The organism is Pelomonas sp. Root1217, assembly GCF_001425705.1.
In the GTDB taxonomy this organism is placed as follows: domain Bacteria; phylum Pseudomonadota; class Gammaproteobacteria; order Burkholderiales; family Burkholderiaceae_C; genus Pelomonas.
The window spans coordinates 1-12,219 of sequence record NZ_LMDC01000031.1 but is presented as its reverse complement, the minus strand read 5'-3'; the positions used below and the strand labels follow the sequence as shown (position 1 = coordinate 12,219).

At 67.6% G+C, this 12,219-nt stretch carries 11 protein-coding genes; 1 reads left to right on the top strand and 10 read right to left on the bottom strand.

The features are described from left to right. Position 1: 1 nt before the first annotated feature. From ASC95_RS28660 to dgoD, 10 genes are all read right to left on the bottom strand, one after another. The gene (locus tag ASC95_RS28660) at positions 2–952 is read right to left on the bottom strand and encodes a LysR family transcriptional regulator (protein ID WP_057301121.1); all 951 of its coding nucleotides are present in this window, start codon (positions 950–952) and stop codon (positions 2–4) included. Beyond that, positions 949–1,716: an SDR family oxidoreductase gene (locus ASC95_RS28655; protein ID WP_057301120.1), complete on the bottom strand. Its 768-nt coding sequence runs from the start codon at positions 1,714–1,716 to the stop codon at positions 949–951. The genes ASC95_RS28660 and ASC95_RS28655 overlap by 4 nt, the downstream gene beginning before the upstream one ends. Then, positions 1,709–2,617, bottom strand: coding sequence for an L-arabinose ABC transporter permease AraH (araH, locus tag ASC95_RS28650; RefSeq protein WP_369820643.1), 909 nt, complete (start codon positions 2,615–2,617; stop codon positions 1,709–1,711). The genes ASC95_RS28655 and araH overlap by 8 nt, the downstream gene beginning before the upstream one ends. A gap of 74 nt (positions 2,618–2,691) precedes the next feature. After that, positions 2,692–4,203, bottom strand: coding sequence for an L-arabinose ABC transporter ATP-binding protein AraG (gene araG, locus ASC95_RS28645; protein ID WP_057301118.1), 1,512 nt, complete (start codon positions 4,201–4,203; stop codon positions 2,692–2,694). A gap of 141 nt (positions 4,204–4,344) precedes the next feature. Beyond that, positions 4,345–5,319, bottom strand: a complete 975-nt coding sequence (locus ASC95_RS28640) for an arabinose ABC transporter substrate-binding protein (protein WP_057301227.1) — start codon at positions 5,317–5,319, stop codon at positions 4,345–4,347. Between the two features lie 26 nt (positions 5,320–5,345). Beyond that, the gene (locus tag ASC95_RS28635) at positions 5,346–6,251 is read right to left on the bottom strand and encodes an SMP-30/gluconolactonase/LRE family protein (protein ID WP_057301117.1); all 906 of its coding nucleotides are present in this window, start codon (positions 6,249–6,251) and stop codon (positions 5,346–5,348) included. A gap of 83 nt (positions 6,252–6,334) precedes the next feature. After that, complete coding sequence (locus tag ASC95_RS28630) at positions 6,335–8,728, bottom strand: beta-galactosidase (protein ID WP_057301116.1); 2,394 nt, start codon at positions 8,726–8,728, stop codon at positions 6,335–6,337. Positions 8,729–8,760: 32 nt separating this feature from the next. Further along, positions 8,761–9,378, bottom strand: coding sequence for a 2-dehydro-3-deoxy-6-phosphogalactonate aldolase (locus tag ASC95_RS28625; protein WP_057301115.1), 618 nt, complete (start codon positions 9,376–9,378; stop codon positions 8,761–8,763). A 1-nt stretch (position 9,379) separates the two neighbouring features. Further along, a complete protein-coding gene (locus tag ASC95_RS28620; RefSeq protein ID WP_057301226.1) occupies positions 9,380–10,273 on the bottom strand; it encodes a 2-dehydro-3-deoxygalactonokinase in 894 nt (297 codons plus the stop codon). Beyond that, a complete protein-coding gene (gene dgoD / locus ASC95_RS28615) occupies positions 10,273–11,421 on the bottom strand; it encodes a galactonate dehydratase (RefSeq protein ID WP_057301114.1) in 1,149 nt (382 codons plus the stop codon). Before dgoD ends, ASC95_RS28620 begins: the two co-directional genes overlap by 1 nt. Before the next feature lie 579 nt (positions 11,422–12,000). Here dgoD and ASC95_RS28610 point away from each other — a divergent pair. After that, positions 12,001–12,219, top strand: a 219-nt coding sequence (locus tag ASC95_RS28610; protein WP_157256562.1) for a hypothetical protein, incomplete at its 3' end; no start/stop codon positions are given.

Sequence of the window (12,219 nt, the reverse complement as noted above, 5' to 3'; positions counted from 1 at the left end):
GTCAGGTGTGCAGGCCGCGCCGCGTGGCTTCCTCGCGCAGGCAGTTCAGCATGAGTTCCGCGCCTGGCGACAGCTGATGGCCGCGCCGGGTGACGATGCCATAGGCGTCCATGCGCAGGCCGAGGTCGAAGTTCAGCACCACCAGCAGACCCGCCTCCAGATAGGGTTTGACCAGCTCTTCCGGCAGGGCCGACAGCATGTCGGACTGGCTCAGCAGACTGGTGATGACGGGCAGGGACAGGGTCTCGACGGTCTGCTGGGGCTGGTCCAGCCCGGCGGACAGGAACAGCGCGGTCAGGCGGTCGCGCAGGATGCTGCCGCCAGGCGGCAGGATCCAGCTCTGGCGGGCCAGCTCGGCCAGGCTGAGGTCGCGACGCTCGGACAACGGGTGGCCGGCGCGCACGACCAGGCAATGCGGCTCGTCGGTCAGCGGTTCGAAGCTGAGCTGGGCGGCAGACTCGCTGTCCAGCACGCGGCCGATGACGAGGTCGAGTTCACCGTTCTGCAGGTGCTGGATGAGCAGCTTGCTCGTGTCCACCGAGATCGCGACATGCACCCGCGGCTGGCGGGCCTTGAGCTGCGTGATGGCGGCCGGCAGCAGCGTCGTCGAGGGCGTCAGCACGGAACCGACCGCCACGCGGCCCGACAGGCCCGACAGCAGTTCCATGAGCTCCTGATGGCCCGCGTCCAGCTCGGCCAGGGCCGCGCCGGCGCGCCGGATCATGACCTCGCCATACCAGGTCGGCGCCACACCGCGTGGCAGGCGCTCGAAGAGCTTGACGCCCAAAGCATGCTCAAGGTCGGCCAGCAGCTTGGATGCGGCCGGCTGCGTCAAGTTGGCGGCCTGCGCGGCATGCAGGATCGAGCCGTGCCGACCGAGCTCCACCAGCAGCACGAGCTGGCGGGTCTTCAGGTGGGAGCGGACAAAGCGATCCGAGCGCGGGTCAGTCATTCGTGATAGAGCTGCGACCGGCCCCCATCGATGAGGATGTCGGTCGCGTTGATGAAGCGGGCTTCATCGCTGGCGAGAAAGAGCGCAGTGTAGGCAACCTCGATGGGCTCGCCGATGCGCTTGGGCGGCAGCAGCTCGACCTGCCGTTTGGCGTCCTCGGGTGAGTTGGCCAGCCACTCGACGACACGCTCGGACAGGATCAGCCCCGGCGAAATGGAGTTGACGCGGATGTTGTGCGCGGCGTATTGGATGCCTAGCGCCTTGGTCATGCCGATCAGTGCGTGCTTGGCGACGGGATAGGGGAAGGCGTTGGGGATGATGCGGTGGCCGTGCACCGAGGCGACGTTGACGATGCTGCCGCCGCCGCTCTCCAGCATGCCGGGCAGCACGGCACGGCTGCAGTGCATCGCGCCGTCGAGGTCGACGGCGAAGCAGCGTTGCCATTGGGCCGTCGTCATTGCCAGCGGCTCGGCGAAGACGTCCATGCCGGCGTTGTTGATGAGCACATTGATCGTGCCGAAGCGCTCGGCGCCGCGGGCGGCCATGGCGCGCACGGCGGCTTCATCGGCGATGTCGGTGGCGACGAACATGGCGTTGTCATCGCCCAGCTCCTGCACCAACGCCGCGCCCAGCGCCTCGTCGGCTGCCAGCCCGTTGAGGATGACCTTGGCACCCTCGGCGACAAAGAGTCGGGCGATGGCCTTGCCGATGCCCTGGGTGGAACCGGTCACCAGCGCGACCTTGCCTTTCAATCGATCAGCCACGGCGTTCGCCTCGGGTCTTCAGTTGGTCGAGAAGGACGGCGGCCAGCAGGATGAGGCCACGCACAAGGTACTGATAGAACGCGTCGACGTTGAGCAGGTTCATGACGTTCTCGACCGTGCCCATGATGAGCACGCCGATGACGACGCCGAAGATGCGCGCCTTGCCGCCCTGCAGCGACACGCCGCCCAGCACGCAGGCCGAGATGACGTCCAGCTCGAAGCCCGTCGCCGCGTTGGGCTGGCCGCTGGTGATGCGCGCCGACAGGATCAGGCCCGCCAGCGCCGTGACGACGCCCTGCAGCAGGAAGATCCACACGCGCAGCCGTTCCACGCGCACACCCGCCAGGCGCGCCGCCTCGGGGTTGCCGCCGATGGCCAGCGTGTTGCGGCCGAACACCGTGTGATTGAGCAGCACGCCGAAGATGAGGAAGCTGAAGCCCGTCATCCAGATCGGCAGTGGCAGGCTCAGGAAGCTCGTGTCGCCGAAGCTGATGAAGCCTTCGTCGGCGATGCCCACGGCCTGGCCCTTGGACGCGATGAAGGCCAGGCCCCGCACCATCAGCATGGTGGCCAGCGTGGCAATCAGCGCGTTGACACGCAGATAGGCGATGAGCACGCCATTGCCCGCGCCGATCAGCGCGCCGGCCAGCAGCCCGCTGCCGATGGCCAGGCCGACGCTGCCGGTGCGCTCCAGCACCATGGCGCCGAGCACGCCGGCGAAGGCGATGGTGGAGCCCACCGAGAGATCGAAGTCCCGCGAGGCCAGGCACAGCATCATGGTGCAGGCCACCATGCCGATCTGGGCGACCGACAGCAGCAGGCCGACGATGTTGGCGCTGGAGAAGAAGTTCTCGACGGTGAAGGCCAGCACGACGAAGAGCAGGCCGTAGCCCAGCGTCATGCTGTGTTCCTTGAGCAGGGCGCGGGACGTCGAGGACATGGCAGGGCGGGGCGTGAGAGTGGTCGTGTTCATGATCAATGCAGTGGTGCGGCGGGCGCTCCGTCAGGCAAGGCCAGGGCAAGTGCGGCGGTCTCGCTGGCGTTGGCGCGATCCAGTTCGCCGCTGATGCGGCCGTCGCGCATGACGATGAGGCGGTCGGTGATGCCCAGCACTTCGGGCAGCTCGCTGGAGATGACGATGACGCAGCAGCCCGAGGCCGCCACGTCGTGGATGATCTTGTAGATCTCGTTCTTGGCGCCCACGTCGATGCCGCGGGTCGGCTCGTCGAGGATGAGCACCTTGAGCCCCGGTTCGGCCAGCCAGCGCGCGAGGATGACTTTCTGCTGGTTGCCGCCGGACAGCAGGCGGATCTCCTGCTCGCGGCTGGGCGTCTTGATGCGCAGCTTCTTGATGAAGTCGTCAGCGCGCTGCGCCTCCTTGCCGTGGCGCAGGAAGACACCGCCCGCCAGGCCGTGGCGGCGGCAGCTGATGTTGATGTTCTCGGCGACCGAGCTGTGCGCCAGGATGCCCTGTTCCTTGCGGTCCTCGGGGCAGAGGACGATGCCCGCGGCGATGGCGTCCGCCGGGCTGTGGGTACGCACCGGCTTGCCGTCGAGCAGCACCTCGCCGCCGCGGCGCGCGTCGGCGCCGTAAAGCAGGCGCATCAGCTCGCTGCGGCCGGCGCCGACCAGGCCGAAAAAGCCCAGCACCTCACCGCCGCGCATCGCAAAGCTCAGTGGCGTGGGCAGCCGGTCGCTTTGCAGGCCGCGCGCTTCAAGCCGCATCGGGCCCTGCTGGCGGCTGCGGTAGTCGTAGATGTCCTGCAGCTCGCGGCCCACCATGTCGGCGATCAGGCGCTCTCGCGGCACCTCGGCCATGACCTCGTGCGTGACGATCTTGCGGCCGTCGCGGAAGATGGTGCAGGCGTCGCACAGCTCGTACAGCTCCTCGAGACGGTGCGAGATGTAGATCAGCGTGCGGCCTTCAGCGCGCAGCCGCTTCACCAGTCGGAACAGGATCTCGGTCTCGCGGTGCGACAGGCTGCTGGTGGGCTCGTCGAAGGCGATGACCTTGGCGTCCTGCATGACGGCCTTGCAGATCTCAACCATCTGGCGCTGGGCGATGGACAGGTCCGACAGGCGCGAGGCCGGGTCCAGGTCCACGCCGATGGCCGCCAGCTGCTCGGCCACCAGCCGGCGTGCGGCCTTGTGGTCGACGAGGCCCAGGCGTGTCGGCAGGCGGCCGAGCAACACGTTCTCGGCCACCGTCAGCTCGGCCACGTACTGCAGCTCTTGGTGGATGATGGCCACGCCGGCGGCGATGGCGTCGCCGGCCGACGTGAAGTGGCGCTCCTGATCGTCAATCAGCAGCCGGCCGCCGTCGGGCTTGTACTGGCCGCCGAGGATCTTCAGCAACGTGCTCTTGCCCGCGCCGTTCTCGCCCAGCAGGCCCATCACCTGGCCCGCCCGCGCCTCGAAGCTCACGCCGTTCAGCGCCTTGACGCCGGGGAAGTGCTTGCTGATGTTGTCGAACTGCAAGGAAGACATGTCAGACGCCAAACCGTGGAACAACACAGCCACAGAGACACAGAGGCACAGAGAACAGCACTGAGACGGACAGCTTTCCTCTGTGTCTCCGTGCCTCTGTGGCTGTGTTCGCGGCCTCGTGCAAAAAGGCTTGCTTCATGGTCACAGCCCCATCTGCTTCCGAAGCTCGGCCTGGTTCTGGCGTGTCATCAGCGTGCCGCTGGTTAACGTGACTGGTGGTGGCGTCTTCCCGGCCGTGGCCCACTCATAAATGGCGACGGCGGTTTCGTAACCGTGGCGTTTCGGGCTGATCAGCACCGTGCCGTAGAAGGCCGTCGGCGTCGGCTTGGTGAACTCGTTGAGCGCCGTCTGGCTGCCGCCGATGCCGATGGCCAGCATCGCGTCCTGCTTGATGCCACGGCCTTCCGCGGCGCGCACCGCGCCCAGGGCCGCTTCGTCGTTCAGGCCGAAGGCGACCCAGCGCTTGAACTTGGCGTTCTTCGTGAAGGCGATGTTGGCGGCGTTGAAGGCGCTCTCCGTGTCGGTCTTGGCCTGGGGCGCGTCGACCACGTTGGCGGCCGGCACGCCGGCAGCCTTCAACGCATCCACCGCGCCCATGGTGCGGTCGCGCGCCGTGGGCAACTGGTCGAAGGCCACGCGCAGCACGCCCACCTCGTCCAGCTTCCAGCCGCGTGCCTTCATCTCGGCCAGCAGCCCCTGGCCGACCTGCTTGCCGATCTCGTAGCCCGAGATGCCCATGTGGGGGATGTCGGCGATGGGCTTGCCGGCGCCGTCGACGAGTTGATCGTCCACCGACATGACCTTGAGGTTGTGGCGCTTGGCGGCGCGGTTGACGGCCACGCCGAGCTTCACGTCGGGTGCGCAGATGACGAAGCCGACGGCCTTCTGCGCCGCAAGGTTGTCGATGGCAGCCATCATCTTTTCGCCGTTGGGGATGCCGATCTTCACGAGGGTGAAGCCCTTGTCCTTGGCGGCCTGCTCGGCGTAGCGCCATTCGTCCTGGAACCAGGGTTCCTCGGCCTGCTTGACGAGGAAGCCGATCTTGACCGGTTCGGCCGCCTGCAGCGCAAAGGGGGTGGCCAGCAGGGCCAGGGCCAGTGCGGCGCGTCGTTGCATCTTCATCGTTGTCTCCTAGTCTTCTATCAGTCTTCAAACAGGGCGTCAGGCACACCCAGCGCCGTGGGCAGGCGCAAGCCGAACAGGCTGCCGGACAGCGGCTGGGCGGCGAGAGCGTCGCGGCTCAGTTCCGTGCGGGCGGTGGTGAGCATCAGCTGGTCCATGCCCTCACCGCCGATGGCGGGGCAACTGGTGTGAGCGGCCGGGGCGCACAACACGCCCATCAGCCGGCCCTCGGGGTCGTAGCGTGCTACCCGGCCGGCGCCCCATTGGGCGTTCCACAGGCAGCCCTCGGCATCGACGACCGAGCCATCGGGCCAGGCGTCGTCCTGGTCCATCGCCGTGAACAGGCGGACGTTGTCGACCTGGGCGGTTTCGGCGTCGTAAGCGCACTGCTGGATGCGCTGGGAGAGCGTGTCGCAGAAGTACATCGTGCGGCCGTCCAGGCTGAAGCAGACGCTGTTGGCAATCGCCACCGCCGGCAAGGCCAGGCGGCGCAGGCCGTGGGCCATGGAGTATTGGTAGAAGCTGGCGATCGTGGACTTGGGCCGGCGCTCCTGGGCCTCGTTCATCGTGCCGAAGACGAAGTTGCCGCGCCGGTCGGTGCGCCCGTCGTTGATGCGCGTGCGCGGCTCGGCGGCGTCGACAGGGGCAGCAGTCTGCAACTGGCCAAGGTCCAGGTTGTCGCTCAGCGTCGCGAGAGCCAGGCGCTTGGCCAGGCCCAGCAACACGCGGCCCGAGCGGCAGTGGGCGAAGCTGCCCAGGCGATCCGGCAGACGACATGACAGCGGTCCCGCCGCGCCCGGCTGCCAGGCAAACAGGGTCGCCGCCTCGATGTCCGTCCACCACCAGCGGCCGCCATGCCAGAGCAGGCCCTCACCAAGAAGGGCGCCCTGTGGCAAGGTCAGTTCAAGGTCGCCGTTCAATGTCATCAGAAGTCCAGGTTACGGAGCGGTTCCATTCAACACAAATCGAATGTCCGGGCTTAACTATCCAGATTCGGAATATCGATCGCTCAGGGCGCGATCGCTGCACGCCTGACCGTCAACAGCCGGGCGCCGCGCAATTCGGCGACCTGCGTCTGGCCGGCGGCGAAGGCGGGCCGATGGGCGGCGTCGATGTAGACCGGCGCGTCGCCGCGCAGCGGCAGCACGCTGAGCTGCAATTCGGCACCCGGCTGCAGCGCGAACTGGCGCAGGCCGATCTGCCAGCGCTGGCCGTTGTAGTACCAGTCGTCCAGCATCCGGCTGCCGGCGAAGACGCGGCCGATGTCGCCGACGAAGTCCAGTTCCAGCAGCACGTCCTCCGCGTTCGGCGCCAGCGGCTGGGGCAGCTTCAGCGACCAGGTCGCCGCCGCTGCAAATGCCTCGGGGATGGGCTGCACGGCCGCCTTGGCCAGGCCACCCTTCAACACGGGTGGCACGGCCCGGGCCGGGCGGGTCGGGCTGATCTGCAGCGTCGGCTGGGCGTTGTCGCCCGCCAGCTCCAGGCGTTGCAGCAGGCCGTCCTGACCGACCTTCAGGCCGACCGCACGCGGCCCGGGCAGGGTAGGGAAGACGGCGGCGCGTAGCGGCTGCGGGCCGATGCCGCGCAGTTGCAGCTTGCCGTCCGCCACCCAGGCCTGCTGCTCGCTGAAAACGAGCCGGCGCTGCCCGGCAATCTCCAGCACGTTCAACTGCTCCACCTGCTCCGGCGCCAGCAGCAGCACGCTGACGGCGCGACCGTCGCGGCTGCCGATGCGCTGCAGCTGGTTCGTGTCCGGCTTCAGTGTCCTGATGCCATCGGGCAGCGCGAATTCGGCGGGGATGCCGGCCGTCGTTGCGAACACATGGACGATGCCCTGGGCGCCCGCGTCGACGCGTGTGACCGGTTGGGCCGTCGCGTGGCGCAGCATCACGCCGTCGAGCTCGAGGTTGATGGGCCAGATGAAATAGGCGCCGTCGGGAATGTCGACCGGCGTGCTCGGCAGCGTCACCGTGCCACCCGGCAGCTGTACCTCGAAGCGCACGCCGACCTGCGCCGGCATGGCGTACTGGCGCACATGGTTGTTGAAGAACAGGAAGCCGGCGTCGCCCTTGCTTCGCACGGACCAGCGCGGCGTCTGCAGGTCGGCCGGGCTGGTCGGCGAGTGCTCGGGCTGGCGCACCGTCATCGTCGCCAGCGTGGCGCCGTGTTCGCGCAGGAAGTAGTGGAAGGGGCGCAGCTTGGTCAGCACCGGGCGCTGCTGGCCGTCAGGCCCCAGCGGCGCCTGGAAGTCGTAGCTGATGCGCGGCGTGTCGTTGTAGCCGCCGCTGAGCGTGCTTTCCTCCAGTCCGGTGCCACCCACGCCGACTGGATTGCGGCCGCCGTGGAACATGTAGTAGCCGAACAGGTTGACGCCGGAGCCCAGCTGCACCGGCAGCATGGCCGCGATGTCGTCGGGCGACACCAGCGTGCGGCGGCGGTACATGGCCGGCAGGCCGGGGCCGTATTCCGCGCCGAGGAAGGGCACCTTGTCCTTGTCGGTCTCGGCGGTGCCAGGGGCGTGCGACCGGGTCTGTGCGCCAAGATCGCCGCTGACGCGGGTGTTGAAGCGGAAGGCGTGCGTCTCCTTGGGCGGCAGCTCCCGGGTGCTGGTGGCCCAGGGCTCGTCCGGATAGCCGCCAAAGACCGGCGTGACCTCGCCGGACGGGTAGACGGTGCCGTCCCAGCCTGTGACGGTGTACAGCGGCACATCCATGCCGGCCTTCAGCGCGAGCTTCTTTAGTGCGCTGATGTGGTCCTCGCCCTTGCCAGGGCCGCGGATGTTGTATTCGTTCTCCAGCTGCACGCCGACGACCGGACCGCCGTCCTTCCACAGCAGGCCCTTGAGCTGCGCGCCGATCTCGGCGTACAGGCGCTCGACGTGGCCCATGTACTCGGGGTCGTTGGCACGCGTGGGCATCTTGTCGACGACCCAATCGGGAATGCCGCCGTAGCGGGCCTCGCCGTGCGCCCAGGGGCCTAACCGGACGACGACCTGCAGCCCGGCGGCCTGGGCCAGCTGCACGAAGCGGCGCAGGTCGTGGTTGCCCTTCCAGTTGAAGGCGCCGGGCTGCTCCTGGTGATGGTTCCAGAACACATAGCTCGCCACGATGTCGATGCCGGCGGCCTTCATCAGCCGCAGCTGGGCATCCCATTGCGCGGCGGGTGCGCGGCTGTAGTGGTACTCGCCCATGACCGGCAGCCAGGGCTTGCCGTCGCGCAGCAGGTACTGGCTGTTGACGTCCAGCGTCTGGCCCTGGGGCGAGCGCGCCGTGCCGAGTTGCAGGTGGCCGGTTGTCGGCGCCGGCGCGGCGGCGCGGGCATCGAGCTTGAGCAGCGTGTCGGCACTGGCCTGGCCAAGAGCGAGCAGCGCCACGCCTGCGCACAGCGTGAGCATGCGGTTCATGGAGTCTCCGGTGTCGTTGTTTTTGCCGCGCGTCAGAGCGCGCGCCAGGCCTGCACGAAAGCTCGTGCCCGCGGTGCCACGTCGGACGCCGTCTGGCCTGGGCTGTAGAGCGCCGAGCCCAGTCCGAAGCCGGCGGCGCCCGCTTGCCGGTACGGGGCCATCGTCTCGGGTGTGATGCCGCCCACCGGCAGCAGGCTCAGCTCGCGCGGCAGCACGGCGCGCATCGCCTTGAGCACCGGCGGCGTGACCAGTTCGGCCGGAAAGAGCTTGAGCGCGTCGGCGCCGGCTTGCAGGGCCGCAAAGGCTTCGGTCGGCGTGGCCGCGCCGGGAATGCAAGCCATGCCGCGCGCCTTGGCCACGCGGATGACGGCGACGTCGGCATGCGGCATGACGATGAGGCGGCCGCCGGCGATCTGCACGTCACGCACGGCGTCGGCGCTGAGTACGGTGCCGGCGCCGATCAGCGCATCGTCGGGCAGCCGGCGTGCGAGGCGGGCGATGGAGTCCAGCGCCTGGGGCGAGTTCAGAGGCACCTCGATGACGCGGAAGCCTTCGAGATAGAGCGTGTCGGCGACGGCCTCGACTTCGTCGGGCTTGACGCCGCGCAGGATGGCGACGAGGGGGAGTTGTTGCAGTGCCTGGTCGAGCATGTCAAAGCCCCATGGTTTGCGCCAGCCGCCAGAGGCCGGCGGGCGCGGTGTTGTCGAGTTGCAGTGGCTCGTCCATGCCGAAACGGCCGAGGGCGAGCGCATATCGCGCGCACAGCGCCGGGTCGCCGATGAGGGCCAGGCGCTCGGGTGTGGCGGCCTTCAGTTCGTTGGCGATCTCGTGACCGATCAGCAGGCCGGAGAGGTAGTCGGGCAACTGCTCGGCGGCCAGGCGCTTGAAGAGACCCAGCGTGCGCACGGCAAAAAGCTGGTGGCTCAGGGCCCCGTCCTTGCGCGCTGCGTCCACGCCAGCCAGGAAGGCCTGGGAGGAGGGCGCTGAACTGCCGTCCGCAGGCATCAAGCGGGCGAGCACGGAATGTTGGCGCAGCAGCGCGTAGAGCTCGCCCGTCATGTGGGTTGCAAATCCCGTCACCCGGCCCGCCTTGACGCGCGCCCACTTCGAATGCGTGCCTGGCAGCACCAGGCAGGCCTGTTCGGCCAGCTCGGGATGCAAGGCGAAGGCACCCACAATCTGGGTTTCTTCGCCGCGCATGACATCTGGTTGGGCGCCGTCATGCATCAGGCCGGGCACGATCCAGAACCTGGCATCGACCTGCAAGGCTTGGCGAGCCAGCGCGGCGGCGTCGGCCGGGCAGGGCGCATAGGGCGCTTCGCGCCAGCCATGCTGGCTGCCGACCATGCCGCAGGCGAGCATCTGCAGCTCGGGCCAGCCATCCGTCACGGCGGCCAGCGCCTGGGCAAAAGCATCTGCGCCGGCCAGCGTCGAGGCGCCCTGCTCGGATTGGCGCGTCGCCAGCACGGTACCGTCGGCGCCCAGCAGGAAGGCACGCAGCCGCGTGCTGCCCCAGTCCAGCGCGATGAGGCGGCCGCCGTCCATCACCATTCGGCGACGCTCCCGTCCGCATGGCGCCACAGCGGGTTGCGCCAGTCGGGCGCCGTCTTGCTGGCCTCGATGACCTTTTCCTCATCGACCACCACGCCCAGGCCGGGCTTGGTCAACGGCTTCATGTAGCCGTTCTCGATGTGGAAGTCTTCCTTGTTCAGCACGTAGTCGAGCAGCTCGCCACCCTGGTTGTAGTGGATGCCCATGCTCTGTTCCTGCAGCACCGCGTTGTGCGACACGAAGTCGACGTGCAGGCAGGCGGCCAGCGCAATGGGCCCCAGGGGGCAATGCGGCGCGAAGGCCACGTCATAGGCCTCGGCCATCGCTGCGATCTTCTGGCACTCGGTGATGCCGCCGGCGTGAGAAAGATCCGGCTGCACGATGGACAGGCCGCCGGCCTGGAAGACGCGCTTGAACTCGAAGCGCGAATACATGCGTTCGCCGGCCGCCAACGGAATGGCGGTGTGCTCAGCCAGGCGGGCGTAGGTTTCGTCCTGCTCGGCCAGCACGGGCTCTTCGACGAACAGCGGCCGGTAGGGCTCCAGCGCCTTTAGCATGACCTTGGCCATCGGCGCGCCGATGCGGCCGTGGAAGTCGATGCCGAACTCGATGTCGTGGCCGAAGGCTTCGCGGATCTCGGCGATGCGGGCCACGGCCTCGTCCACCTTGCGGGCGCTGTCGATAAGGCCCATCTCCTCGGAGCCGTTCATCTTGAAGGTGTCGAAGCCACCTTCGCGCAGCCGCTTGATGTCGCGGATGACGTCGGCCGGGCGGTCACCGCCGACCCAGGAATAGACTTTCATCTTGTCGCGCACCAGGCCGCCGAGCAGCTGATGCACCGGAGCACCCAGGGCCTTGCCCTTGATGTCCCACAGCGCCTGGTCGATGCCAGCGATGGCGCTCATCAGGATGGCGCCGCCGCGGTAGAAACCGCCGCGGTACATGACCTGCCAGAGGTCGTTGATGCGGGATGCGTCTTGCCCGATCAGATAGGGCTCAAACTCGTGCACGGCGGCTTCGACGCTGCGCGCCTTGCCTTCGATGACGGGCTCGCCCCAGCCGCTGATGCCGGCATCGGTATCGATCTTCAGGAACATCCACCGCGGGGCGAGGCGGTAGGTCGTCAGCTTGGTGATTCGCATGGGGCCATGACTGGTGCAGGAACGGCCGGAAGCTTAGGAGGGGCTGCTAGTTCTGAAATATCGATTCTTTGCCAGTGGCTATACGGATTTCGTATTGGTGGATGGGCGCCAAAAGCAAAAGGGCTGCAGAAGCAGCCCTTGAGTTGTTTGGCACGCTGTGCGCATGCCCGTTTTCTGTGCGGCTTCAGCCGCGCTTGCTGTTGTACTGGCCGCTCACGGCGTCGCCCAGTTGGCCCACGATGGCCAGCGTCGCCAGCACCAAGGTCACGATCAGCAGTTCCATTTGTTTCCCTTTCTTCGTTGTTGACGGCTTGCATCTTAGGGTTTACACGGCTTCGACAAGGGTTAACCCTATGCATTGCGGGCATGGAACGATGCGGTACCGGTGCCGAAACGACTCCATGAAGCGGTTTTCGTGAGATCTGCACTGAAGGCGGGCCAGCGACCGTTTTTCGGCTGTGTTTCGCCTTGCGTCTTGTTTGTCTGCTTGTTTGGTAAGACCGGGTATGTTGTGTGCTCAAATTCGGTCTGACCAAATGAAATGTCGGCCGGTCAGAGACAAACAAGGAATCAAGAAGCATGAAGTTCACTGACGGACAGTGGATGCATCAGCCGGGCGTGGCCGCGCATTACGCGGCCGAGGCCTACGCGATCGAAGTCCACGAAGACCGCTTGGTCGTGCTCGCCACGACCCGCCCTATCAAGCACCGCGGCGACACGCTGCAGGGCCCCACGCTCACCGTGACGCTGAGCTCGCCGCTGCCCGGCGTCATCCGCGTCAGCGTCGAGCACTACACC

Excerpts from the sequence above, each read along its gene's own strand:
- ASC95_RS28640 (WP_057301227.1), bottom strand. The coding sequence starts at position 5,319 with ATGCAACGACGCGCCGCACTGGCCCTGGCCCTGCTGGCCACCCCCTTT.
- araH (WP_369820643.1), bottom strand. The coding sequence starts at position 2,617 with ATGACGCTGGGCTACGGCCTGCTCTTCGTCGTGCTGGCCTTCACCGTC.
- ASC95_RS28635 (WP_057301117.1), bottom strand. The coding sequence starts at position 6,251 with ATGACATTGAACGGCGACCTTGAACTGACCTTGCCACAGGGCGCCCTT.
- ASC95_RS28625 (WP_057301115.1), bottom strand. The coding sequence starts at position 9,378 with ATGCTCGACCAGGCACTGCAACAACTCCCCCTCGTCGCCATCCTGCGC.
- ASC95_RS28620 (WP_057301226.1), bottom strand. The coding sequence starts at position 10,273 with ATGGACGGCGGCCGCCTCATCGCGCTGGACTGGGGCAGCACGCGGCTG.
- ASC95_RS28630 (WP_057301116.1), bottom strand. The coding sequence starts at position 8,728 with ATGAACCGCATGCTCACGCTGTGCGCAGGCGTGGCGCTGCTCGCTCTT.
- ASC95_RS28660 (WP_057301121.1), bottom strand. The coding sequence starts at position 952 with ATGACTGACCCGCGCTCGGATCGCTTTGTCCGCTCCCACCTGAAGACC.
- dgoD (WP_057301114.1), bottom strand. The coding sequence starts at position 11,421 with ATGCGAATCACCAAGCTGACGACCTACCGCCTCGCCCCGCGGTGGATG.
- araG (WP_057301118.1), bottom strand. The coding sequence starts at position 4,203 with ATGTCTTCCTTGCAGTTCGACAACATCAGCAAGCACTTCCCCGGCGTC.